The organism is Mesorhizobium sp. B1-1-5 (assembly GCF_006443065.1).
GTDB lineage: Bacteria > Pseudomonadota > Alphaproteobacteria > Rhizobiales > Rhizobiaceae > Mesorhizobium.
On sequence record NZ_VFWS01000014.1, the window covers coordinates 1 to 24320 of the forward strand.

General features: G+C 63.2%; 25 protein-coding genes and 3 pseudogenes. 10 read left to right on the plus strand and 18 right to left on the minus strand.

Annotated features, from left to right (window positions below; all coding sequences use genetic code 11):
• Positions 1-277, minus strand: a pseudogene (locus tag FJ980_RS07665) (peptide ABC transporter substrate-binding protein); the annotation flags it as partial.
• 21 nt (positions 278-298) lie between these two features.
• Positions 299-1012: a FadR/GntR family transcriptional regulator gene (locus FJ980_RS07670; RefSeq protein ID WP_140542389.1), complete on the minus strand. Its 714-nt coding sequence runs from the start codon at positions 1010-1012 to the stop codon at positions 299-301.
• A 117-nt stretch (positions 1013-1129) separates the two neighbouring features.
• Between FJ980_RS07670 and FJ980_RS35320 the strand changes: the two are divergent.
• From FJ980_RS35320 to FJ980_RS07690, 4 genes and pseudogenes are all read left to right on the plus strand, one after another.
• Positions 1130-1417: pseudogene (locus FJ980_RS35320) on the plus strand (Gfo/Idh/MocA family oxidoreductase); the annotation flags it as partial.
• 341 nt (positions 1418-1758) lie between these two features.
• Positions 1759-2640 (plus strand): Gfo/Idh/MocA family oxidoreductase, encoded by an 882-nt coding sequence (locus FJ980_RS07680; protein ID WP_246676349.1) that lies wholly within the window; start codon positions 1759-1761, stop codon positions 2638-2640.
• Positions 2630-3379, plus strand: coding sequence for a hypothetical protein (locus FJ980_RS07685; protein ID WP_140542322.1), 750 nt, complete (start codon positions 2630-2632; stop codon positions 3377-3379). Before FJ980_RS07680 ends, FJ980_RS07685 begins: the two co-directional genes overlap by 11 nt.
• Before the next feature lie 7 nt (positions 3380-3386).
• Positions 3387-4325 carry a dihydrodipicolinate synthase family protein gene (locus FJ980_RS07690; protein WP_140542323.1) on the plus strand — a complete coding sequence of 313 codons (939 nt, stop codon included), beginning with the start codon at positions 3387-3389 and terminating at the stop codon, positions 4323-4325.
• Between the two features lie 324 nt (positions 4326-4649).
• On the opposite strand, the gene FJ980_RS34620 is transcribed toward FJ980_RS07690, so the two are convergent.
• The 7 genes from FJ980_RS34620 to FJ980_RS07730 form a co-directional block, all read right to left on the minus strand.
• On the minus strand, positions 4650-5075 hold the full coding sequence (locus FJ980_RS34620; RefSeq protein ID WP_181181136.1) for a hypothetical protein: 426 nt from the start codon (positions 5073-5075) through the stop codon (positions 4650-4652).
• Between the two features lie 489 nt (positions 5076-5564).
• On the minus strand, positions 5565-6824 hold the full coding sequence (locus FJ980_RS07705; RefSeq protein ID WP_140542324.1) for an ABC transporter substrate-binding protein: 1260 nt from the start codon (positions 6822-6824) through the stop codon (positions 5565-5567).
• 47 nt (positions 6825-6871) lie between these two features.
• Positions 6872-7294: a hypothetical protein gene (locus FJ980_RS07710; RefSeq protein WP_140542325.1), complete on the minus strand. Its 423-nt coding sequence runs from the start codon at positions 7292-7294 to the stop codon at positions 6872-6874.
• Between the two features lie 5 nt (positions 7295-7299).
• A complete protein-coding gene (locus tag FJ980_RS07715) occupies positions 7300-8355 on the minus strand; it encodes an aldo/keto reductase (protein WP_140542326.1) in 1056 nt (351 codons plus the stop codon).
• The gene (locus FJ980_RS07720) at positions 8352-8705 is read right to left on the minus strand and encodes a TIGR04076 family protein (protein WP_140542327.1); all 354 of its coding nucleotides are present in this window, start codon (positions 8703-8705) and stop codon (positions 8352-8354) included. Before FJ980_RS07720 ends, FJ980_RS07715 begins: the two co-directional genes overlap by 4 nt.
• A 1-nt stretch (position 8706) precedes the next feature.
• The gene (locus FJ980_RS07725) at positions 8707-9189 is read right to left on the minus strand and encodes a DUF3830 family protein (RefSeq protein ID WP_140542328.1); all 483 of its coding nucleotides are present in this window, start codon (positions 9187-9189) and stop codon (positions 8707-8709) included.
• Positions 9186-9920, minus strand: coding sequence for a GntR family transcriptional regulator (locus FJ980_RS07730; RefSeq protein WP_140542329.1), 735 nt, complete (start codon positions 9918-9920; stop codon positions 9186-9188). The genes FJ980_RS07725 and FJ980_RS07730 overlap by 4 nt, the downstream gene beginning before the upstream one ends.
• A 127-nt stretch (positions 9921-10047) precedes the next feature.
• Between FJ980_RS07730 and FJ980_RS07735 the strand changes: the two genes are divergently transcribed.
• The 5 genes from FJ980_RS07735 to FJ980_RS07755 are packed head-to-tail and all read left to right on the plus strand — an operon-like array spanning position 10048 to position 14777.
• Positions 10048-10848 (plus strand): ABC transporter ATP-binding protein, encoded by an 801-nt coding sequence (locus tag FJ980_RS07735; RefSeq protein WP_140542330.1) that lies wholly within the window; start codon positions 10048-10050, stop codon positions 10846-10848.
• On the plus strand, positions 10845-11591 hold the full coding sequence (locus FJ980_RS07740) for an ABC transporter ATP-binding protein (RefSeq protein WP_140542331.1): 747 nt from the start codon (positions 10845-10847) through the stop codon (positions 11589-11591). Before FJ980_RS07735 ends, FJ980_RS07740 begins: the two co-directional genes overlap by 4 nt.
• A complete protein-coding gene (locus tag FJ980_RS07745) occupies positions 11588-12496 on the plus strand; it encodes a branched-chain amino acid ABC transporter permease (RefSeq protein ID WP_140542332.1) in 909 nt (302 codons plus the stop codon). The genes FJ980_RS07740 and FJ980_RS07745 overlap by 4 nt, the downstream gene beginning before the upstream one ends.
• Positions 12493-13476: a branched-chain amino acid ABC transporter permease gene (locus FJ980_RS07750; RefSeq protein WP_181181137.1), complete on the plus strand. Its 984-nt coding sequence runs from the start codon at positions 12493-12495 to the stop codon at positions 13474-13476. Before FJ980_RS07745 ends, FJ980_RS07750 begins: the two co-directional genes overlap by 4 nt.
• Positions 13473-14777, plus strand: a complete 1305-nt coding sequence (locus tag FJ980_RS07755) for an FAD-dependent oxidoreductase (RefSeq protein WP_140542333.1) — start codon at positions 13473-13475, stop codon at positions 14775-14777. The genes FJ980_RS07750 and FJ980_RS07755 overlap by 4 nt, the downstream gene beginning before the upstream one ends.
• A gap of 23 nt (positions 14778-14800) precedes the next feature.
• Here the strand turns inward: FJ980_RS07755 and FJ980_RS34625 are convergent, their stop codons facing one another.
• Complete coding sequence (locus FJ980_RS34625) at positions 14801-14938, minus strand: hypothetical protein (protein ID WP_181181140.1); 138 nt, start codon at positions 14936-14938, stop codon at positions 14801-14803.
• Between FJ980_RS34625 and FJ980_RS07760 the strand changes: the two are divergent.
• A pseudogene (locus FJ980_RS07760) lies at positions 14931-15191 on the plus strand (MaoC/PaaZ C-terminal domain-containing protein); the annotation flags it as partial. The gene FJ980_RS34625 and the pseudogene FJ980_RS07760 sit on opposite strands and share 8 nt — an antisense overlap.
• A gap of 33 nt (positions 15192-15224) precedes the next feature.
• On the opposite strand, the gene FJ980_RS07765 reads toward FJ980_RS07760, so the two are convergent.
• From FJ980_RS07765 to phnY, 8 genes are all read right to left on the minus strand, one after another.
• A complete protein-coding gene (locus FJ980_RS07765; RefSeq protein ID WP_140542335.1) occupies positions 15225-16022 on the minus strand; it encodes an ABC transporter permease subunit in 798 nt (265 codons plus the stop codon).
• 2 nt (positions 16023-16024) lie between these two features.
• Entirely contained in the window at positions 16025-16882 is an 858-nt protein-coding gene (locus tag FJ980_RS07770) for a 2-aminoethylphosphonate ABC transporter permease subunit (protein WP_140542336.1), read from the minus strand.
• On the minus strand, positions 16875-18020 hold the full coding sequence (locus FJ980_RS07775) for an ATP-binding cassette domain-containing protein (RefSeq protein ID WP_140542337.1): 1146 nt from the start codon (positions 18018-18020) through the stop codon (positions 16875-16877). Before FJ980_RS07775 ends, FJ980_RS07770 begins: the two co-directional genes overlap by 8 nt.
• 32 nt (positions 18021-18052) lie before the next feature.
• Entirely contained in the window at positions 18053-19081 is a 1029-nt protein-coding gene (locus tag FJ980_RS07780; RefSeq protein ID WP_140542338.1) for a 2-aminoethylphosphonate ABC transporter substrate-binding protein, read from the minus strand.
• A gap of 266 nt (positions 19082-19347) precedes the next feature.
• Positions 19348-20358, minus strand: coding sequence for an NAD(P)-dependent oxidoreductase (locus FJ980_RS07785; RefSeq protein ID WP_140542339.1), 1011 nt, complete (start codon positions 20356-20358; stop codon positions 19348-19350).
• Positions 20359-20363: 5 nt separating this feature from the next.
• Positions 20364-21710 carry an aspartate aminotransferase family protein gene (locus FJ980_RS07790; protein WP_140542340.1) on the minus strand — a complete coding sequence of 449 codons (1347 nt, stop codon included), beginning with the start codon at positions 21708-21710 and terminating at the stop codon, positions 20364-20366.
• Positions 21707-22825 carry a TIGR03364 family FAD-dependent oxidoreductase gene (locus FJ980_RS07795; RefSeq protein WP_140542341.1) on the minus strand — a complete coding sequence of 373 codons (1119 nt, stop codon included), beginning with the start codon at positions 22823-22825 and terminating at the stop codon, positions 21707-21709. The genes FJ980_RS07790 and FJ980_RS07795 overlap by 4 nt, the downstream gene beginning before the upstream one ends.
• Before the next feature lie 5 nt (positions 22826-22830).
• Complete coding sequence (phnY, locus tag FJ980_RS07800) at positions 22831-24285, minus strand: phosphonoacetaldehyde dehydrogenase (protein ID WP_140542342.1); 1455 nt, start codon at positions 24283-24285, stop codon at positions 22831-22833.
• Positions 24286-24320: the final 35 nt, after the last annotated feature.

Here is a 24320-nt window from a genome sequence, read left to right on the forward strand (position 1 = left end):
ATGTATAGGTCAGCTGGTCGGCGCTCACCGTGTAGTTCTTGGCCAGGTCGACTTCGAGTTGGGTCAGCCCCGCATTCCAGATAACCAGCGGTTCAAAATAGGTGCTGAGCCAGGTGAAGCCGCCAGTCGCGACTAGCGGGTTGAAGTTCTTGGGAAAACCGCCGGGGCCGACGTCAAAACCACCCGCAATGGTCTTTGGACTTTGCGCCTGCACAATGGTCGGCAGGCCGGTGCCGAACAGCAGCGCGGCAGCGATGGCTATCGTCTTGATGCGCATGGTTTCCTCCCTTGGCATTTTTCAGGTTGTGCGGTTTTTGGCGATAACTTGCTGGATACCTCTGTAGTGATCGTCGAGCCGGCTACGTGCCCGGTCAACATCCTTGGCGGCGACCGCCTCGACGATTTCATGATGATCGCGCCAGGTGGCGAGCGGCGTCGGATTGTCGAGATTGGTGAAATCCGAGGCCTTGTTGAACGCCACCCAAAAGATATCGATCAATGCGCTGAGCATGTGGTTGTTCTGGCAGCGGAACAGCATTTGATGGAATTGCTGGTCCTCTTCGGCAAAGCTCTCGCTGCGCTCCGCGCGCTGGCGCATGCTTTCGGTCAACCGGCGAAGCTCGTCGATGTCTTCGGCGCTGATCATCTCGATGGTCTTGGAGATCAGCCCGGTCTCGAGCACACGCCGAATCTCGCGCAGTTCCTCGACGTCGCGCAGCGAGTCCTGCAGGCCATAAGCCAGATTGTCGAGTAGTGGCTTGAAGGAGAATTCCTTGACGAACACGCCGATGCCACGACGCGTCTCCAGGATGCCGATCGATTCCAGCGCCTTGATCGCTTCGCGGACCGAATTGCGGCCAACGCCGAGCCGCTGCGCCAGGAAGGTCTCCGGGGGCAACGGGTCGCCTGCCTTGAGCCTGTTCGCCTCGATATAATTCCGCAGGCTCTCCTGGACGGTCACATGCAAAAGCGGTGGCCGGCTAAGCGGTTCGATCGACTTCAATACCGGCATCTTGTTTCCTGTTTCCACTGCTGTCCGACGCCGATAACCATTTCGCTTGAGAGGCTGACGACTTGTCCTATAACGACTTGTAGGATATCCTGCAAGTGCAGGAGGAAATATCAGGAGATGAAAATCGTTTTGGCCGGCATTAGCCATTGGCACGCCGACTTGCATCTCGATGCGGCGCGCGATGCCGGCGCTGAAATCATCGGCGTGTGGGATGAGGACGAGGCGCATGCAAGGGGCTTCGCAGCGCGCAACTCGCTGAGCGCGATTGCTGCATTCAAAGACGTTCTTGCAACACCTGCGGATCTGATCTTGCTGATGGGACATCCTTCGAACGTGCCGGCCAGGGCGCGCAGGATAATCGAAGCCGGAGTCCCGCTTATCCTCGAGAAGCCGGCAGCGACCGGCACGGCGCCGCTGATGCAACTGAGAGACCTAGCCCATCAACGAAAAGCCTTCGTCGGCGTGCCTTTGCCCAATCGCTTTGGCCCGGCGGTGATCGCCTTTGAGAGACTGCGAAGGGAAGGCCGCGCCGGCCAAGTCGCGCACGGCCATTTCCGCGTCGTCAACGGGCCGCCCGAGCGTTATGCTGCCGATGGTGTCGGCTGGGTGGTGGATCCCGCGATTGGCGGGGGCGGCGCATTGCGCAATCTGGGCATCCACGGTGTCGATGCAGCGCTGAGCCTGGCCAGTGGAGAGCTTCATCTCAAAGCTGTATCGATGGGCAACCGCATCCACAGGGCTCCGGCGTGGCGGCTTTCACGGCCGAGTATGGCGGCAAGGGCTACACCGACTGGCGCGAACTTCTCGAAGACAGCGGCGTCGATGCCGTCGTTATCGCTGCCCCGCACGCGCTGCATGCCGAAATGGCGATCGGCGCGGCCAAGGCCGGCAAGCACATTCTGCTCGAAAAGCCGATGGCGCGAACTGTAGCCGAATGCGATGCAATCAATGCGGCTGTGGCGCAGAGCGGCGTCAAGCTGATGGTCGCCCACCTCCTGCATTTCTCGAAACCTTGCATGGCAGCCAAGAAGGTCATCGAGGCAGGCGAGATCGGACGGCCGCTGATCGCGTCGAGCTGGATGATCAAGCTCTGGATGGAGCACAACCGGCGCGACTGGCACCTGCGCAACGCTACCGGTGGCGGCATGCTGATGACGGCCGGCATTCACGCGCTCGACCGTCTCGTCTGGCTGATGGATGACGAAGTCATCTCGGTGAGCGCCATGCTCGGCGCAAAATTCCATCAACAGGAAGCGGATGACACGTCGATGCTGGCGCTGCGTTTCAAACGTGGCGGCCTGGGCCAGGTGCAGAGTATTGGCTATCGCAACGGTGCGGTCGGCTTTGCGATGGATCTCGTCTGCGAGCGCGGCACGCTACGCATCGACATGGATCGCGGCACGATGATTGGTCGGGATACCGTGTGGACCGACCTGCCGGATTCGTTCGAGCCCGCCTGGATGCACAATGCGGTGAAACGCGAATGGGCAGCGTTGCGCGACGCCATCGTCGACGACAAGCCAGTACCGGTGACGGGCGCCTATGGGCGCAACCACATCGGCATCATCGAGGCAGCACACGCCTCGGACAAATCCCGCCGCGAGGAAACAATCGCTGATGCCGGCTGACATAGATACGATTGCCGAGGCCATCGCCGAGGCTCACAGAAACCCGCGTCGACGCGTACCGGGGTCGCGTTTGGTCGACCTGACGCGCGGCGATGCGATGGCCGTTCAAGGCGCGGTGTTGAAGCAGCTCCGAGAGCGCGTGCCCGTCGCCAAGGTGGCCATGCCGCCCGATGGTATCGCGATGGCTGCGCCGATCCCCGCCGGAATGGTTATCGACGATGGCGGAACGATCGAACTTGGCGAACGCGACCTCGCCGGGCTCGAGATCGAAGTGGCTGTCAGGCTCGGCGCCGACCTGACGCCTGAGATCGCCAAAGCTGGCCGCTCGGCCGTGTTGCAGACCATCCAGCATTTCATTCTCGGCATCGAGCTCATCGGCTCTCGCATCGACGACCGGACCAAAGCCGGCCCGTTCGGGCCGCTGGCCGACAATATGGTCACAGGCGGTTACGTCATCGGCAGGCAGACACTGGCGCAAGCGCCGAAGGTCGACGGGATGGCGATCACGCTTTCCAGCGACGGAGCGATCAGCCAGCGCGAGACCGCCAAATACCCGTTTGGCGACGCCCTTTCTCCCATCATCGCTTTCGCCGGAATGGCCGACGATCATTTCGGCAGCTTCAAAAAAGGCGTGGTAATCACCACCGGATCGTTGTCGCCGCTGCTGATCGTTCCAAGGAGGGGTCGCATAGAGGTCAATCTTGGAGACTTCATGCCGCTCTCCTTCACGCTGCGCTAGTCGGACCATGAGTGATCATCTCTCCGCCCTCCCCGAACACGCGCCGCGCGGCATCTGGGGCGCCGTGATGCTGGCCGTGGGCCTGGATGGCAATATCGACTGGAGCGCCACGCAAGAAACCGTCGCGCGGCTGTGCGCATCCGGCGTTCACGGCGTCTATTCCAACGGCACGGCATGTGAATTCCATTGCCAGACCGAAGCAGAATTCGACCGGCTGAGCGAGATAGTGGCGGCAGTCGCCGGTGCCGCGAGAATCCCATTCCAGATCGGCATCAGCCAGTCCAATCCGCGAGTTGCATGCGAGCGATTGAAGCGGGTTGCGGGATTGGGACTCTCGGGAGTGCAATTCACCTTGCCGGACTGGTGGCCACCAAGCGACGAAGAAGTGCTGCGTTTCGTCTCGGGCTTGGCCGAGGCAGCGCCGAGCACTCCTCTGGTGCTCTATAACCCGCCCCACGCCAAGCGGCGGCTGACTCTAGAAAGTATTGCCGCATTGGGCACCGCGGTACCCTCGCTTGTCGGGGCAAAACTCCCCGGCGGCGACGCCAGCTGGTACGCCGGGATGCGGCGCGAACTGTCGGGCCTTTCGGTGTTCGTGCCAGGCCACACGCTGGCAACCGGTTACGCGAACGGTGCGCATGGCAGTTATTCGAACATCGCCTGCCTTAGCCCGAAAGGCGCACTGCAGTGGTGGGCGCAGATACGAGCCGGGGAACAAGCGGCCTTCGAGATGCAAGCACGCGTACAGGCCTTTCTCGCGGACCACGTCCTACCATTTCGGGCACGCTACGCCGTCAGCGACGCCGCCCTCGACAAGGCAATGGCGGCAGCCGGCAGTTGGAGTTCGATCAGGGCCCAGCTATTGTGGCCCTATTCTTCGGTCCCCGACGAGGACATCCCACCGCTGGCGACGGCGGCACGCGTTGCCTTCCCTGGATGGTTCTAGCATGGCGCGCTTGCCGAATGGTACCGACGGGGAGATTTTGGCGATATGGGGCAGCTGCGGCTGCTTTTCGTACTCGGGCGCTATGCGCGATCAGGAAAGTCGGCGTGACGATCTCGATGTTTTCCTTGCCGGCCTTCAACGCCACCGACTCTGCGCCGACACGGTTTGGTCGGCTCGGCTTTCAGTCGCGGTGAAACCGCGGCCTGGCGGCATCCATCGGGCTGGCGGTCATGTTCGTGGGGTTCGAGAACTCACCATGGAATGCCGACGGAGGAATCGCGCGCGACAACGCTGAGCGCGGCGCTGCCATGGCCCGCGTAGCCGCTAGTTATGCGGAGCGGCCACTTGCATCGGCTCATCAGGCCATGGTCTCGTTGGAATTGCGTCAGCTGACCAGTGTCCCATTTTGTCCATGAGCACCCTCAATTCGGGCTGAGGCGCGACCCAGGAAATTCGAAAGCTTCCAAGAACCCCAGGCAAATGGATGCCGCCTCGGACATTGAGCTCACGGCTATCGCCGCGAACGTCCGCGATGGAGCGGCCAATATCGCCGGCAAAAGAGCGTCCGAATTGGACTGTCGGCGGCTCCGTCGTGGGAAACAAAAAAAGAAGAGAAGCAGAACTTTCACGTGCGATTTTTGCACAGGACGCTGCGCGACCGAAACCGAGCGCCAGGTCGATCGCGGTGAGACCCCGACCAAGTCCCGCATAGCTCGCCTGAAAATGTTCGGCGAACTCATCGACCTTCATATCGACGACATGTGCGATGTAGGCAAGTCCCCTCGCCGCTCCAAGGCCGCAGCCCTGGATATGTGCCGATGTGGATTTCAGCCTCGTCCAACCATACCCGTGGCACGCCATGTGCCAAGAAATCCTTGCGCAACCGGCGCACGAACGGTTTGTCGATACCCGTATGGCGGAGAAAAAGACCGTGATAGTTGTCGTTACCAGGGTCCGCTTTCTCCACGCCAGGCTATCGCCCACAAGCTGGGTCTGAGCCTCTTGTGAAGAGGCAGCGTCAGCAGCCAGCCCGTCGTCGCCCCGAAGCTTACCTTGCCGCCCAGGCTTTAGCCTTCGGGCGTCGCAGCGATCGAGGCATAGCCTTCGCCAGGAATCCTTCAATTGCAGCCGGCCGATCCTATTCGCGATCGCATGCCGTGCAAGCGATATCGGCCCGCCTCAAGCGATACCGGCAGCAATCGCGATGAAATGCTGTCGATGCCGGTTGCACTGTCCAGCTTACTGCAGTTTGGCCTGCAGGGCATTGACATCGTCGGTGGTCATTTCACCATCGGTGGTCACTTTGCCGTCGACAATCTTCCACAACCGGAACGGACCGGTGATGTCGCCGAATTTGTCGAAGGCGACCGGACCGATGACGCCTTCATAGCGGATCGGTTTGCCGTCCTTGATCAGGCCGAGTGCCTTAGCGAACTCCTCCTTCCCGGCAAAGATCGGCGTGCCGGCCGGGTCGACCGCCTTGTATATGGCATCCCTGATCTTGGCCGGATCCTCTGAGCCGGCTATGGCAATGGCAAGGCCAACGATGGCGCCGGCATCATAGGAGCGGTCGGCCGCCGGATTCGAGGGCTCGATACCGGAGAACGCCTTGTAGTTTTTGGTGAAATACTCGGTCGATGCGGTCGGGCTGGTGCCGGACGATGTGCCATAGGCATCCTTCAAATAGTCGGCACCGACCGACTCAATGAAGTCAGGGCTGTTCATGCCGTCATTGAGCAGAAATTTCTGCACGCCCCCTTGCGATATCCAGGTGCGGGCGATGGTGGCGCCATCGACCGGCGTGCTGACGAGATAAAGTCCGTCCGGCTCGCCTCCCATCGCTGCCGTCACTTCCGAGGCATAGCTCGACTGCTTCTCATTGTAGGGCGTGTCGGAAACGATGGTGCCGCCGAGCGCTTTATAGGCGCGCGAGAATTCGGCCACCATGTTGACGCCGAAATCGTTGTTGACGTGAATGATCGCCAGCTTTTTGAAGCCCCTGTCGAGGGCGTATTTGGCCGCGGCCACGCCCTGCAGCGCGTCCGAGGTGATGGTGCGGAAGAAGATGCCGTTGGTCTTGCCCTCGCGGCCGAGTGCCGTCAGCGTCGGCGAGGACGAAGCCGGCGAGACCTGGACGATCTTGGCCGGCGCGGTGACCGAGGTCAGAATCGGGATCGACACCGAGGAGATGATGCCGCCGATGATGGCCGGCACCTTCTTGACCTGTACCAGCTGGGTCGCGGCATCGACCGCGATGTTGCCCTGGCTCTGGCTGTCGCGCGTGTCGGTGACGAGATTGCAGCCGCGCACGCCACCGGCGTCGTTGATGTCGCGGAAGGCCATTTCGACAGACTTGGCGCCGGCCTGGCCGTATTCGCCGGCGGGACCGGTCAGTTCCATGACGAGGCCGACGGTGATCTTGCAATCGGCGGCCTGCGCGGCGCTGGCAATCGTGACGAGAGCGAGCGCGGTGGTGAGTTGGAATATCGTCTTTCTCATTGTTGTTCCCCTTGAGTTACACGAACTGGTTTGACGTCTCGAAAGTGTCAGTGTTCCGGCACCTGCAGCCAGGTTTCATGCAGATGCCGCCATTGGACGCCATTGGGCGCCGATGAACTGGTGGTGAAGACGGCACTCGACTGGCGGCGGCTGTGCTTGCCGCCACGCAACTGCGCCTCGACATAGAGGATGACGATCGTGTCGCCGTCCTGCCAGCCGGGCTTGATGTCCTCGATCGAGATGGCGAAGCCATCGTCGCATGTGGCGCGGCTGGCGCGGACATGGTCAACGACGGCCTTACGGTCGAGGATCTGGCCGGTTGGTGCGATCATCGTCAAGCCTTCCCCCATGGCGGCTTCGAAGCGGCCGAAATGCACTCTATCGGCGCGCGCAGCAACGAACCAGTCGGCGAAGAAGCGATGCAGGTCGATGACTTCGGCACTGGCCCGCGAAAACAGCTTGCCGTCCATCGTTTTCAAACCCGGCCCGCGTTGAGATTGTAGTGCATGATCGAGCCGTGGCGGCCGTGGCGGTCACGCTCCAGCGCATAGACATCGCCCTCGATGCCGGCGCCTTGCGCGATGACGGCAGCGATCCGTGCGCGGTCGTCGGCATCGAGTTCGATGTCCATGATGTTCGCATTTGCCAATGCATGCGCCTGGTTGCGGGCACCGACGATCACGGCGGCCACTCGCGGCTGCTCCAGCACCCATGCGCTGGCGATGGTGGCAATGTCGGCCCGATGGCGATCACCGACGGACTTGAGCGCCCGCAGCATTTGCTGGAACAGATCCCAGCCGCCGAAATCATCGATAATCAGCTTGTATTTGACCAGCGAGCGGTTTTCGAGCGGCGTGGTGGGTTCGGCCACGCCAAGCCATTTCTCACTGAGAAAGCCGCCGGCCACCGAGCCGTAGCAGAGGAAGCTGACGCCGTTTGTCTTCGCAACTGCGGCGAGGCTGTGCGCAGGCCGCTGGTCGAGCACCGAATATTGCAGCTGCTGGCTGACCACCGGGATGCCGGCGGCCAGGATTTCAGCGAGCCGGGGCGTGTCGAAATTGGTGGTGCCGAGATTGTGCACCTTGCCCTCGCATCGAAGCTCGTCCAGCCAACCCATTGCTTCGACGTAACGAGGCTGCGCATAGTCCCACCAGTGGAACTGCACGAGATCAAGCCGCTCGGTCTTCAGCCTGAGCAGCGACTGGTCGACGATGCCCCTGATATAGTTGCGGCTGATGGTGGCCAGCCGCTCGAGGTCGGGCACCAGCTTGGTGTGCACCTTCATCCTGGCCGCTGCATCCAGGCCGCGCTCATCGGCCAGCCGCAGGCGGGCGGCGCCGATCAGTTCCTCGACGCCGGTGTAGATGTCGGCGCAGTCATAGGTCCAGATGCCGGCATCGAAGGTAGCGATGAGGTCGGCCACCGCCTGGTTACCGTCGATGGCGCCATGGCCGCCGGCGAGTTGCCACCCACCGCGAATGACGCGCGAGATCTTGTAGCCTGGGCCGAGATCGAAGGTCTTAGCACTCATCCCTCGTTATTCTCCTTCGGCAGCGGCTCGGCCGTGGTTTCGGCATGGCTGAATCGCCGCTTGGCCAGTCTGACGATCCTGAGCCGACTGGAGCAATTGGGGTCGGGACAAGCGATCTCGGCGTCCGAGGTCATCCAGTCATTCTTCTGGGTCGGGCGCTGCTTTGCCGCAAGCAGCGGCAGCACGGCGGCAAGCGAATAGATCGAAAAACCTTGCCCTGCCGGCATCGACAGCGTTTCGCCCTTGAGCTCGAAATAGTCGCCGGCCTTGGCGCCGCAATAGATCGGCTTGCCTTCGGGGACGATCGCCTCGACGCGAAGATCGAAGAGCTCGAAGCTGTCGTCGGTCATGTCAGGCCTCCACCACGATGAAGCTGATATCGCAGGCGCCGTTGCGGCGGATCGCCCCGCATGCGGCGGCGAACTGATCGCTCTCTTCGGCGCGCACCTGCGCCACCACGCTGCCGGCCAGCCAGCCGATCGGGAACAGAAGCCGCGCCCCTTGCCCGTAGAACAGGCCGATGTCGAAGATGGCATTGGGGTTGCCACCCCACATGTGCGGCGGCACGTAGGACAAGACGATATCGCCGGGCTGCGGCGTGAGCGTCGCGTTCTCCGCCGGCAGCGGCCGGGCATAGGCTTGGCCTTCCAGGTCGGCTGATGGAACCGGACAGGAAATCTCAGGTCCAGTCCACATGGCGTGGATGCCTGGGACGACGCGTGGCGTGGCGAGATACGCCGTGAGAAAAGCGGCGTTTTCCGGCGCCTTCTCGGGCAGTAACAGCGCCGTGACGGCAAGCTTCGAGCGTGGCTCGGTGATCTGGATAGAGGTCATGTCTGATCTTTCCCAGCCGCGGATTGCAGCTTGCTGCGCAGGAAGGTGAAGGGCCGGCTGATGTCGGCGACCAGCGCGTCGCGCGCCGCCCGTGCGTCATGCGTGGCCAGCGCCTCGACAATGCGGCGGTGATACTGGGCGGTGTCGACCTCACCGGCTTCCGAGAAGGCATAGATAGCGACGCGGATGCATGGCCCCGATTGCAGCCACAGGCTCTCGATCATCGGGATCAGTACGGCCGAGCCACAGGAGCGGTAAATCTCGAAATGAAAGCTCTGGTTGAGCGTCACTTCGCGGTCGACATCTTTCTTGTGCTTCAGCGCCCGCATCTCATCCCATTCGCCGAGAATGGTTTCGATTGTGGAGATCTGGCGCGGTCCCATGCGAGCGGCGGCAAGCGCGATCGCCTCGCCTTCGATCAGGATGCGGGCTCGCAAGAGATCGTCGAGGCGATCCAGCGTGATCGGCGGCACGCGCACCGAACGGTTGGGCAACGCCTCCAGCGCCTTTTCCGTGATCAGCCGCCCGAGGGCCTCGCGCACCGGCATCGTCGAGGTGACCAGCGCATCGGCCAGACCGCGGATGGTCAGCACCTGGCTTGGTTCGAACAGGCCGCCAATCAAGGCCCGTCGCAGTTCGGAATAGACGCGATCCTGCACCGTTTCGCGGCCTACCGGCGCAAGCTGGGCCGCGATCGCCTCGTTGTTCCTTTCGATGGCAGTCTTGTGCATGGAATTCCGCTCTGGGCCCGGTTTTCGGCTTGCGGAGGAAATTAAAGCCGAATAGCGTGATCAAAGCAAGTGTGATCACAAATCAAAATCGGGAGGCGACGACGCGCGTCTTCGGCCAGAGGGTTTGATGAGCGAGGCAATCAGACGGCAGGGGCGGGAGAGCCGTGCGCCGGTCCTGACGGCAAGGAACGTCGTCAGGCGGTTCGGCGGTCTCGTCGCCGTCAACGATGTCTCCTTAGATGTCAAAGCCGGAGAAATCCTTGGCCTGATTGGACCGAACGGTGCCGGCAAGACGACCATGTTCGATCTGCTGGCCGGCAGCATATTGCCGAACAGCGGCGATATCTTTCTCAACGGCACGCGCATCTCCGGTGAAGCCGCTCACCTGCGCATCGGTCGAGGGCTCGGCCGCACTTTTCAGATTCCACGACCGCTACCCAACCTGACGCTGATCGAAAATATCATGCTGGCAGCGCAGGGACAGACCGGTGAACGGCTGCTCGCCAACTTCGTCACGCCTTGGCGAGTGGCGGCGCAGGAAAGAGCCGCCCGGACAAAGGCGCTCGAACTGCTGGAGCTCGTCGCCCTCACCCACCTCGCGTATGAGCCGGCGCGCGTGCTGTCCGGCGGCCAGCGCAAGCTGCTCGAACTCGCCCGTGTCATGATGGCCGACCCGGCGATCATCCTGCTCGATGAACCGGCGGCCGGCGTCAATGCGACGCTTCTGGAGGTCATCATCGATCGGATCCACGACATCAATGCGCGAGGCATCACCTTCCTGCTGATCGAACACAATATCGACATGGTGGCGCGGCTCTGCCACCGCGTCCTGGTGATGGCGAGCGGTCAGTTGCTCAGCGAGGGCACGGCGGAAGCAGTCGCCCGCGATCCGCGGGTCATCGAAGCCTATCTGGGAGGCGCCGCATGAGCGAGACCGTCCTCGATGTCCGCAATCTCGAAGCCGGCTATGAACCCGGCATGCCGATCGTGCGCGGCGCTTCGATCACGGTCGGCAAGGGTGAGATCATCGTCGTCCTCGGCCCCAACGGCGCCGGCAAGTCCACCTTCATCAAGGCGATCGCCGGCCTCGTCCCGATTACCGGCGGCACGGTTTTCCTGGACGGGAAGGACATCACCGCAGCACCCGCCCACACCATGGTGCGGCTTGGCCTTGCCTTCGTGCCGCAGACCGAAAACATCTTTCCGCTGATGTCGGTCGAGGACAATCTCAAAGTAGCCTGCGGCATCCTCGAGCGCCGGGAAATCCCCGCCCGCATCGAGGAGATGTATGCCGCCTTCCCCGACCTCGTCCGCCAGCGCCGCACCGCCGCCGGCAATCTGTCCGGAGGGCAACGGCAGATGCTCGCCGTCGCGAGGGCGCTGATCGTCCACCCCAAGGTACTGGTGCTGGACGAACCGTCGGCCGGCTTGTCGCCAAAATTCGTGTCGGTCGTGTTCGAGATGCTGGCCGGCATCCGCAGATCCGGCGTCACCGTTCTGTTGGTCGAGCAGAACGCCAAGGCAGCGCTTGCCATCGGCGACCGCGCTTATGTCCTGGTCGAGGGCAAGGACCGGCATGAGGGCGTCGCCTCCGAATTGTGGAGCGATCCGGTCGTCGCCGAACTCTATCTCGGCCAGCGCCCCCAGCATCACAAGGGAGGCGCGGCATGAGCCTGCAATTCATCGTCGACGGATTGCTGACCGGCTCCATGATCGGCCTCGGCGCCATCGGCGTGACGCTCACCTATTCGATCCTGCGTTTCTCCAACTTCGCCCATGGCGACTTCATGGCCTGGGGAACCTATGCGACGCTGGCCGTGGTCAGCGCCATCGGCGCGACCTTCGGCAAGGCGGCGCCGATCGGGCCACTGTCCTTCGGCTGGTCGCTGCTTGTCGCCCTGGTCGTCGGCATGGCGTTCACTGCCCTGCTGGCGCTGCTGCTCGACAAGGTGCTGTTCTCGCGGCTGCGCTCGCAAGGCCAGGCAATCATCGTCGTGATGGCGAGCTTCGGCGCCTCCATGGCGCTGCGCAGCCTGCTGGAGTTCACCTTCACCTCACGGCCGACCTATTTCAGCCGCGCGATCCAGATCGCCATGCCGATCGGCTTCGGCATCCGCATCACGCCTGACCAGATCGCCTTGCTGCTGCTGACCGCCGTGCTCGTGCTCGGCGTGCATCTGCTGATGACGCGCACGCAGACCGGCCGCTCGATGCAGGCGCTAAGCCAGAACGCGGCGCTGGCCCGCATTGTCGGCATCGACGTCGCCAAGGTGGTGCGCGTCACCTGGATCGTCGGCGGCTCGCTTGCCTGCGTGGCCGGCGTGATGATTGGCATTCTGGTGCAGATCCGACCGTTCATGGGCTTCGACATGCTGCTACCGATGTTCGCCGCCGCCATTCTTGGCGGCATCGGCAGCATCCCGGGCGCGGTACTCGGCGGCCTGATCATCGGGCTCGCCGAAGCCGGCGCGGTGCAGTTGATCGGTGCCGAATGGCGCGCCGCCGTCTCCTTCATCATCCTGATGGCGGTGCTGTTCGTGCGGCCGATCGGCCTTTTCGGAGTTGGGGAAAGATGATCGATCTCATCGGCTATGGCGCCTTCTTCCTGAGCACGGCACTGATCTTCTCGCTGGTCACGCTGGGGCTCAATTTGCAATGGGGGCTGACGGGCCTGTTCAATGTCGGCCTCGCCGGTTTCGTCGCCATCGGCGCCTACACATCGGCGCTGCTGACGACACCGGATGACCCCGCGCGCCTCGGCGGTTTCGGCCTGCCGATCCTTGCCGGCTGGGCCGGCGCCATGGTGGTGGGCGGCGTTGCCGCAGCCCTTACCGGCATAGCGACGCTGCGTCTGCGGTCTGACTATCTAGCGATCACCACGTTCGGTGTCGCGGTGGTCGTGCAACTGGTCGCACTCAACGCGCAGAAGCTGACCGGCGGGCCGTTCGGCATCGGTTTCATCCCGCGTCCCTTCGGCAGCCTCGCCGAAACTCCGCTGCTGTTCAATCTGTCGAACCTTGCTGTCGTCTCGGCTGTCACGCTGATCGCCTACCTGGCCTTGGAGCATCTGTCACGCAGCCCATGGGGCCGTGTGCTCAAGGCGCTGCGGGAGGACGAACGAGCGGCGATTTCGCTCGGCAAGAGCGCGCGCTTCTACCGCGTCCAGGCCTTCGCCGTCGGCGGCGCTATCATGGCGCTGGCCGGCGCACTTCAGGCGCATTTCACCGGCTTCATCGCGCCGGACAATTACCTGCCGATCCTGACCTTCCAGGTCTGGGTGATGCTGATCGTCGGCGGCTCGGGCAGCAATCTCGGTGGCGTCATCGGCAGCATCTTGGTCTGGGCGATCTGGGCTGGATCAGGCACGCTGACCAGCTTTCTCTTCCCGCCGGAGCAGCAGGCTCGCGCCGCCTCGCTGCAGATCGTCGCCATCGGCGTCATGCTCTGCGTCATCTTGCTGGTCCGGCCGAACGGACTGTTCGGCGACAGGCCAAAGCGGCCGCGCTTCGGCAAACGGGCGAAGCTGGCCGCTGCCAAGAGCGGCTCTGGCTCATGAATGCCGCGATCCGGCAGGACGCACATGGCACTTCGCTCTGGCATGCCGTCAGCCGCAGTCATGGCGAGCGGCCTCCCCTGCATGGCGAGATCGATACCGACCTCGCCATTGTCGGCGGTGGTTTCTCCGGCCTTTCGACTGCGCTGCACGCCGCCGGGAAAGGACTTTCCGTGGCCGTTCTCGAAGCCGAAATCATTGCCTGGGGCGCGACCGGCCGAAATGCCGGTTTCGTCGTGCCGAACTTCGCCAAACTGGATCCGGACAGCATCCTTGCATATCTCGGCCCCAAACGAGGCGAGAGGCTGATCGATTTCGCCGCCAGCAGTGCCGACCTCGTGTTCGGCCTGATCCGACAGCATCGTATCGACTGCGACGCGGTGCAGAACGGATGGATCCAGCCGGCGCATTCGCCGGCCGCCCTGGAGAAGGTTAAATCCCGTGCCGGACAATGGGCGCGGCGCGGCCGACCCGCCGTCACCCTGGACCGGCGAGAAGTCGAAGCTCTGACCGGCGCGCGCGGCTATGTCGGTGGATGGATGGATCGTTCAGGCGGTGTGCTCAATCCCGTCGCCTATGCACGCGGATTGGCCGACGCGGCGGGAAGCGCCGGCGCGCGGATTTTCGAACGGACGCGTGTCACGTCGGTTGATCGAAGGGCCGATGGCTGGGCGCTTAAAACGCCAACCGGCACGGTGCGCGCGGCCAGGGTGCTAATCGCCACCAATGCCTATGGCGGATCGCTCAATCCGTTGCTTGAGCGGACTTATTTCCCGCTGAAAGTTTTCCAGATCGCGACGCGGCCCCTGCCGCGCGACATCCGCATGCGTCTGCTTCCCGGTGGGCAAGGCGTCGGCGACACCCGACGCAATCTCTTCACCTTCCGCTTCGATGCCGACAACCGGCTGATCAGCGGCGGAATGCATATTCTGGGCCCCGGCGCCGATACGCGTGTGCCGCAAACGATCTGGCGGCGGCTCTCTGCGCATCTGGATCTGCCCGATCTGCCCCCGCTCGCCTATGGCTGGTCGGGGATGGCTGCCGTCGAACCGGATTTCCTGCCGCACCTCCTGGACCTCGGCCCCGGCCTGATCGCCGGCCGTGCCTGCAATGGACGCGGCATCGCCATGACGACGGCGATGGGCAAGATACTGGCCGATTGGGGCGCTGGAACCGATGCCCGCGACCTGCCGCTGCCTTTCGCGCCGCCGGCGCGGATCCCGTTCCACGCCCTGTTGCGGCATGCGCCCAACATGCTGCTCGGCTGGAGCATGCTGCGCGACCGGATGGACGAGAAGGCATAGACCGAACCGTGCCTGCCGCGCGATCAATGCGCTGCCGCGGTCGTGTGTTGCGCCGGCACGCCCTTGGCCCCGACCGACAGCTGCGCGGTCGCGATCGTTGCGCCATGATAGGCGAAGTCGGTGATGATGACGCCGTTACCACCACCGTACGTCCAACGCATCGCGCATGGCAGGCTGGTGTTTTCGATCGGCATCGGGCAGACGGGTGGTATCGTCAACCCCGCCGCCTTTTCCTATAGCTACGACCGGCTGCGTTTCACGAAGCCGGTGTTCATCGGCGATACGATCCGCACGCGCACCACCACCACGGCCAAGGAGGACGACGTAAAGCGCCCCGGTTCAGGACGGGTGACCGAGCGCTGCGAGGTCATCAATCAGCGCGGCGAAGTGGTGCTGGCGGCCGACCACATTTAAATCATCGAGCGCAAGCCGGCATGAGCTCAGAATTCACGAACCGGTGGCGCGCGCGGTGATGCGTTCCAACCCCAGCAGCAGAACCAATGTCGCCACCACCAGGATCATGGTGAGTGCCGCGCCGACAAAAATATCGCCACGATCGGTGAGGCTGAAGATCGACACCGGCAGCGTCACCCAGCCCGGCGGATAGACCATGACCGTGGCGCCGAGTTCCCCCATCGACAGCGCGAAGCTGAGGCCGAACGCAGCGACCAGATAGGGCGCCAGCAGAGGCAGCGTGACGTGCCAGAGGCGGTAGACCGGACGGGCGCCAAGGCTCGACGCCACCTGTTCGAAATCGGGCGAAAGCCGTGCCAGTCCGGCCGAGACATTGCCGAAAGTGAAAGCCGAGATCAGCACGAAATGCGCGATCATGACGATCGCTACCGTGCCGTTGAGCACAAGCGGCGGATGGCTGAACGCAACCAGCAGGCCAAGCCCGACGGATACCGAAGGCACCGCGCTGGGGACAAAGAACAACAGGCCAAGCAGCCGCTTCAAGGCATGCCCCTGAAGGCGAAGCGAAAGGGCAGCCCAGGTGCCGCTGACCAGCGCCAGGGCGCTGGCCAGGAAGCCGGTGATAAGACTGGCCTTGACCGAATTCCAGGCCGCGCCCTTGACGACGTCGGCGTAGTGCTCCGTCGTCAAGCCATTGGGCAGCACACCGTTCCATTGGTCGGCGAGACTGGACAAAAGAATGACCGCCAGCGGCGCCAGGAACAGCACGCCGAAGATCAGCGCGAAGAGCATCCACAGCACGATTCGACCAGGGCGCGACCAGACCAGCATGACTAGGCCCCCAGCCGGCCGGCGGCGAAGCGGTATAGGCCGAACAGGCCGAGCGACAGCGCGATGTTGACCACGGCGATGATGCAGGCGACCTGATAGGCCGATTCCTGGATCGCCTTGCCGTAAATCAGCAGCGGCAGCGTGATGACGCCCTTGGCGCCGATGAACAACACGATGCCGAATTCGTTGACGGTGAGCAGCAGGCACAGGCTCCCGCCGGCGATGAGCGCGGGCACCGCGGCCGGCAGGATGACTTGACGGACGATGCGGAAAGGCCTGGCGCCCAACACACTTGCCGCTTCGATCTGGCCACGATCGACCAGCGAGAAGGCGGCGAGCAGCGGCCGCAGGATGAAGGGCGTGTAGACGGTGACTTCGGCCAGCACCACGCCCCAAGTCGAATACAGGAAATGGACCGGCGGCAACGGTAGCGAGAAGGCCTTCATCAGCCCGGTATTGAGCATGCCGGCCGAGCCGTAGAGGAAGGTGAAAGCCAGCGTCATCAGGAAGGTCGGCAGCGCGATGAAGGTGTCGATCAGCCGGGCGACGAAGCCACTGCCGGGAAACGGCACGAAAGCCAGGATCAACGCCAGCACAAGACCGACGATGAGGCATCCGGCCGTGGCGGCGACCGAGATCGTCACCGTATTGATCAGCGCGTTGAGGAAGAAGCGCGAATGCAGGACGCGGGCGATCTCGGCGACATTGGCGACGCCGCTGTCATCAAGGAAGGCCTGGCGGGCAATCAGCGCCAGGGGATAGAAGAACAGCAGCGCCAGTAGGGCCGCCGGCGGCACGATCCAGAATTTGCCGGGTTCTCTCCTGATCGTCGGCGCACGAATGGCGACAGCCTCAGACACCGGCGTCTTCCGGAAGCAGCGACGTATCGGCCGGTGCGAAAAACAGCGGCATCCTGGCGCCGGGTTCCGGCAAGGCCATGGGCAGTTTCGTTGCCGAGACGCGCACCGGCGTGCCGTCGACATCGAGCACGAGGTGGGTGAGTTCGCCCTGCCAGTGCACTTCCCTGAGTGTGCCGACAATGCGGTTGGTGTGCTCGCTGTCGGCCGTCAGGCTGAGATGCTGCGGCCTGATACAGAGCAGGCTCTTGTCGCCGGCCTTCTCGTCGCGACCGGCGCCGGTGAGCACAGCATCGCCATGCCTTGCCGTGGCAAAGCCTTTCGACCCGACAGGCTCTTCAACCGTCACCGGCAGAAGGTTGGCGCGGCCGAGGAACTCGGCGGTAAAGCGGTTTGGCGGACGGCGGTAGAGTTCCGTCGTCGGTCCGTGCGAACAGACCCTGCCGTCGCGCATGATGGCGATCTTGTCGGCAAGGGTCAGCGCCTCGGTCTGGTCGTGGGTGACATAGAGGATCGTCAGGCCCGGCAGGCTGCGGTGCAGCCGGGCGATTTCCTCGACCATGTTGCGACGGATCTGCGCGTCGAGCGCCGAGAGCGGTTCGTCGAGCAGGAGCACGCGCGGCCGCACCGCCAGTGCCCGTGCAATCGCCACACGCTGCTGCTGGCCGCCCGAAAGCTCGCGCGGATAGCGCCTGGCAAAGGCAGACATGCCGACCGTGCCGAGTGCATCCTTGACCCGCTCGGCGATCAGCGCCTTGTCGGCGCCTTGTGCCCTGAGGCCGAAGGCAACGTTGTCCTCGACCCTCATATGCGGAAACAGCGCATAGTTCTGCACCACCATGCCGAGACCACGCTCGTAAGGCGGTAGGTCGGTGACGTCGGTGGCGCCGATGCGGATGCGGCCGCTTGCAGGCCGCACGAAACCGGCCACGGCCCGCAAGGCAGTGGTCTTGCCCGAACCGGAAGGGCCGATCATCGCCAGGATCTCGCCCGGTGCGATGTCCAGGGTCAGTGGATGCAGCACGACAAGCGCGCCATAGGCGACGCTGACGTTGTCGAAGTGGACGTTGGAACCGGCGCCGCGAACCTTCGCGACGTCGATATCCATAACGCTGGTACCCGTGAAGGCGACGGCCGACATGGCGTTGTTCTCCCGACTGGTTTCCTTGGGGATCAACTTCCGGTCGCTTCGTTCCACTTCTTGACGTAGTCGGGAAGCTTAGCCAGCGCGTCATCCCAGTTCGGCGACCAGATGGTCAGGCCCTTCATCGCCTCCTGCAACTTGGCGAAATTGGCATCGGACGGCTTCACGTCCTTGCGGGCGGGCATACCTATGGCAATGGAGCTCACCGTCGACTGCGCATCCTTCGACAGCAGGAAGTCGATCAGCTTCTTGCCGTTGTCGGCGTTCGGCGCACCGGTGACCAGGCCGATCTCATAGGGCAGCGCGAAGGTGGAGCGGGTGCCGTCCGGCCCTGCGGGCCAGAACACCTTGATGTTCGGATTGCCTGCCATCTGCGACATGTTCATCTGCAGGTCGCCATTGGCGACGTGCAATTCGCCCTTGTTGACGAGCGCGGTCAGCTTGCCGGTCGAGGCGGACGGGCCGACATTGTTTTCCTGAAGCTTCTTCATGAACGCGAAGCCGGCATCCTCACCGCCGAAGGCGTGGATGATTTGCAGCATGACGGCGGTGCCGTCGCCGGCCTGGCCGGGCGTCGAATACTGGATCTTGCCCTTGAATTTCGGATCGAGAAGGTCGTCGTAGCTCTTCGGCGCTTCCGGGAGCGCGGCGCTGTTGTAGATGAAGTTCATGTAGTTGTTGACCAGCGGCCGGTACTTGTCAGTGCCGCCGTCGATCTGGTCGGCGCCTTCGGGCTTGTAATCCTGCAGCAGGCCGTCGGCGGCAGCGCGCTGGATGAAGGGCGGCAAGGTCACAAGCACGTCGGCCTGCGGGTTCGACTTTTCCTTGGCGACGCGCTCGACGACGCCGCCTGAACCTGCCTCGATATACTGCACGGTGATGCCGGTGGCCTTGGTGAAAGCGGCGAATTCGGTCTCGTACCAGCTGCCGTTGCCGTCATGCAGGCCATCGGCGGAATAGATGGTGACGACGCCGTCGGCGAGTGCCGGTCCGACGAGAGCGGCCGACGCGAGCAATGCGGCAAAAGCCACGACCATGGTTGCGTTTCGTGATTTCATGACCAGTTCCCCTTTATGATTGAAGGCACATTCTGCGATGCACTAGGACCGATCGGTCTCGGTCTCTGACAGACGTTGAGCCGATTGGATGTCGCCGTCGTGACAACTCTGAGGACTGGCCATCGATAAGTAAAATCTATTTATTTTATGACAGGAAAAATTCCTCTGATATCTGTCATAGAACCGTCGCATACATGTCGTGGACGTATTTAGAGCCCTTCGAAACTTGCGCCAGCTAGGCTGCGACGGCTGAAGCGGAAGGATAATCAGGAGAATAAAACACCTGCCGTCTGCGCCCGCAGACGAGGATCAAACGAGCGGACCGTCACCGGACGCCCCTCCAGGATTTCGAAGCAGCGCGCGAGCGTGTCCTCTTCAAGCCGGCGCATCGCTTCCACCGTGAAGAATGTGAGATGCGGAAAGAGGATCACATTGTCGCGGCCGAACAATGCGCTCGTCGGATGGCCGGATTTCGCCAAAGGTTCGACCGAATAGACGTCGAGCCCGGCGCCGGCTATGCGCCCGGCGAGGATCGCCTCGACGAGTGCCGCCTCGTCGATCAGCGCGCCGCGAGAAACGTTGACGATGATGGCGGAAGGTTTCATGCAAGCGAGTTCGGCCTTGCCGACCAGGCTGCGCGTCTTGTCGTTCAGCACGCAATGGATGGAAACGAAGTCGCAGCGTCGCAGCATCGCCTGAAGGTCTTCGACCTTCTCGATGCCGGCAGCGTGCATCGTCGCCGCATCGACGCCTGGGTCGAAACCAAGAACCCGCGCGCGAAACCCTTGTCCGGCCATGCGCGACATGCTGCGGCCGATCTTGCCGCAACCAATGAGTCCCAGCGTGGCGCCCGAAATATCGCGCCCAAGCCAGCGCTGCGCGGGCCAGATCCAGCCGTCGCGCGAAACCGCCGCCGTGATCGCAGGCAGCCGCTTCGCCAGCGCGATCATCAGCGCAAACGCGCCCTCGGCGACGGTCTCTTCCGCATAGTCGGGAACATTGACGATCGGAATGCCGCGCCGCATCGCCGTCTGGATGTCTATGGCATCGATGCCGACGCCATATTTGACGATGCCCTTGAGCTTTCGCGCCGCCTCGATGACACGCCCGGTGACCGGCGTGTAGCACATCAGGATGAGGTCGGCATCGGCAACCGCCGCCATGAGCTCGGCTTCGGGAATGCCATCCGGCAGCGTGACGAGCTCGATGTCGCGCGCTCTCAAGCCCGCGTCAATGCCCGGGCATTCGAGCTCTCTGTCGGTGCGGACAGCCTTCATCCGGCTCAGGCCGCCAGCACGGCGGCTTCGACGATGTCGAGCGCCCGATCGAGATCGGCGCGCGCAATCACCAGCGGCGGCGAGAGCGTCAGCACATTGCCCTGGCTGATCTTGAAGCTCAGGCCCTGGTCGAGGCAGCGATAGTAGATCTTCTCGGCAAGCGCACGCGCCGGCGTCTGGCTCGCCTTGTCCTCGACCACCTCGACGCCGAACATCAGCCCCCTGCCCCTGACATCGCCGACGAAAGGCGAGCGCTGCATGAGGTCGTTCATCCGCGCGAGCGCTTGGGTGCCGAGTTCGGCCGAGCGCTCGACGAGCCCTTCCTCGCGAATGATGGCGATGGTCGTCAGCGCGGCGCGCGCGGTGACGGGGTTCTTCTCATGCGTGTAGTGGCCGATGGCATAGTCGCCGGCGACATCGAGATCGCGCCGTGCGATCACCGAGGCGATCGGCAAGATGCCGCCGCCGAGCGATTTGCCCAGCACCAGAATGTCTGGCGTGACGCCATCATGTTCGGAAGCGAAGAATTTTCCGGTCTTGCCGAGCCCGGTCGGAATTTCGTCGAAGATGAGCAGCGTGCCATGCCGGTCGCAGGCTTCGCGCACTGCTTTCCAGAAGCCAGGCGCCGGCACCAGCGGCGTTGCCCGCATCGGTTCGGCGATGAAAGCGGCGAAGTCGCCTTCGCGTCCCAGCACGTACGCGATCATGTTGGCGCACACGCGGGCGGAATCCTCTAGCGATTTAGTCCCGTACGGGCAATTGTGCGGCGCCCAAGGCGCGACATGCTCGGTGCCGGGCAGAAGCGGCCCCGCAATGCCGGAGCGGAACGTCGCCTCGCCGCCGACACTGGAAGCGCCGAAGCCGGCGCCATGAAAGGCATCCCAGAAGGACAGCGTCTTGAACCGGCCGGTCGCCGCGCGCGCCAACTTCAGCGAGACTTCGATTGCGTCGGAGCCGCCCGTCGTGAACAGCACTTTGCCGAGATCCCCCGGCGCCAGCCTGCCGAGCGTCTCGGCCAGTTCGATCGCCGGCTCGCAGGTAAAGCGTCGCGGCGAGAAGGGCAGTTCATCCATTTGCTTGCGGATGGCTTCCTTAAGCCGCGGATGGCCGTAGCCGATATGGTGGATGCTGTTGCCGTGGAAATCCATGTAGCGGCGTCCGGCCGTGTCCTCGATCCAGATGCCTTCCGCCTTGGCAATGGCCATGACGCAGGGGCTGGAAAGGCTCTGGTGCAAGAAGGCTGCCGCGTCGCGCCGCAGGAGTTCCTGTGACGGTGCGTGGCCCTGCTTGGCGCCCCATTCCTGTCGCGCCGCCGCTTTGTTGGATTCTCCTTCGGTATGGACGATCGTCATTGGCCGAACAATTCCACGATGGTTTCCTCGCCAAGCCCGAAACCGGTGCTGGCGCCGGTGCCGCTGGTGACGATCACCAGCCGGACATCTTCATGCGGGGTCTCGCGCAACACCGCATTCTGCGCTGAAGCGTAATATCCCGTCCAGCGCCCAAGCACGTTCGGCACCTTGCCGAACAACGTCTTGAACTCATCAAGGATCAATTGGTCGACGGCTTCCGATCCGAACGGATCGAGCGTCAGTCCATAGTGATGGGAATCGCCGACGACCAGCGAGCCATCGGCACTCTGCACGACGATCAGGTGAACGCCGTTGGCCAACGCGGCCCCGCGCTGTTCGCCCAGCTTGCTTCGCAATGCGCCGGCCTCAGGAAGGCCGGCAAACCCGCCATAACGCAACAGGCTGAGATCGGACATCAGCGCCGACTGGAGGCGAAAGCCGGGATCGGCTAGGCGCAGCATCTGCAGCTTGCAGCGCTGCACGCCGTACTTGCCGATCAGTTCCGGATAGAGTGAGCTGAAATCGTCACCGGGACAGACGACGACCTTTTGCGCTTGAACACGTCCCGCGCTGGTCTCGACGAAGGGCGGCGCGATCTCGGTCGCCGACACACCGGTGCGGAACACAACGCGAAACTTCTCGGCAAGATACGATGCCAGTAGCGGCAGCACCTCACGCGACTCGACGCGCAACTCGAACGGGCTGGAGAGGCCGCCGATGATCGCCTTCTGGTCAAGGCCGGGCTGATGAGCGACCGCCTCACGCGCGGTCAGAAGCTTGCACTCGCCGCCATGCTCGCCGGACTTGAAATTCTCGAGCAGCGCAAGCGCTTCCGGGCGTTGCGCCGCGATCAGCTTGCCGCGATGCAGGATTTCGATCCCCGCCTCGTTCGCAAGCTGGAGCCAGATCTCGCGGCTGCGCTCGGCCAGGCGGCGCGACGGCCCAGGCTCCTGTCCGGTGACGACGACGAGGCCGAAATTGCGGATCGAGGCGCCGTTGGACTTCTGGTCGCGATCGATGACGACAACGCGCAAGCCGCGCTGCGCCGCGGCCAACGCATGAGCCAGCCCGACAATGCCGGAACCGACGACCGCAAGGTCGAAACTGTCCGTCACGGCGCTTACCACGGCAAGGAGAAAGTCTTCACATTGGTATAGCTCTTCATCGCCTCGATGACCCCTTCCTTGTAGCCATTGCCCGAATCCTTGATGCCGCCGAAGGGCGACATCTCGATCCGGTAGCCCGGCACTTCCCATATATTGACAGTGCCGACCTGCAGACCGGCGATGTATTTCTGCATGCGGGGAAACGAGTTGGTGCAGACGCCTGACGACAGGCCGAAGGCGGTCGAGTTGGAGAGCGCAATGAGTGCCTCGTCATCGTCAGGCGCGCGCACGATCGGGATGATCGGCCCGAAGGTTTCTTCCATCACCAGTTCCGACTTATGCGGTACGCGATCGACGACGATCGGCGGCAGCAGCGCACCCTGCCGACCGGGATTGTAGAGGATTTCTGCACCCTGCTCGGCGGCCATATGGACGCGGGCTTCGAACATAGCCGCCGCCTTCTCGTGCACAACGGTGCCGAGATCGGTGGCGCGGTTCATCGGATCGCCGAAGCGGATCTTCTTCGCCCGCTCCAGCACCAGCGGCACAAAACGATTGGCGACGCTTTCCTGGACCAGGATACGCTTGACCGCCGTGCAACGCTGGCCGGAATTCTTCGTCGCACCCGCGACAGCGAGATCGGCGGCCTCGGCCAGATCGTCATCGGAGAGATCGTTGAGGATGATCAGCGGATCGTTGCCGCCGAGTTCCAGCACCTGGCGCTTGTAGCCGGCAGTGCGGGCGATCATCTTGCCGACCGGTACGCCGCCAGTAAACGTGATCAGGTCGATGTTCTCGTTGGTGATCATTTCGTTGCCGATGTCGGTCGGCCAGCCGGTCACCACAGACAGCATTTCAGGAGGCAGGCCAGCTTCGTAGAGGATGTCGGCGAGCAGCAGGGCCGTCATCGGCGTCAGCTCCGTCGGCTTCACCACAACGCAGTTGTTGGTGGCGATCGCCGGCGCCACCTTGTGCGAGACCATGTTGAGCGGATGATTGAACGGTGTGATCGCCGAGATCGCCCTCAGCGGCTCGCGGGTGGTGAAGATCTTGCGCGCCTTGCCGTGCGGGGTGAGATCGCAGGAGAATATCTGGCCGTCGTCCTGGATGCACATCTGTGCCGATAGCGTGAACACGTCATAGGCGCGGCCGACTTCATAGAGCGAGTCTGCCTTGGAGATGCCGAGTTCCAGCGTGATGAGATCGGAGATTTCCTCCTTGCGCGCGGCCAGCGCTTCGGCGGTGCGGAACAGGATCTGCTGGCGCTCGTAACGCGTCAGCTTCGGCTTGTAGCCGGCTGCGATTTCGAAGGCCTGGCGGGCGTGTTCGGCGCGACCGGCAGGCACAGTGCCGATAACAGTGTCGTTCCAGGGATAGCGCACCTCGACGACGCTGTCGGCATCGACCTTCTTGCCGGCAATGCGCATCGGCTCGTGGCGAACTTTGATGGCAGGGTCAAGTTTGGTCATGTGAGTGTTCCTGGCCAGTGAGCCACGTTGATCTT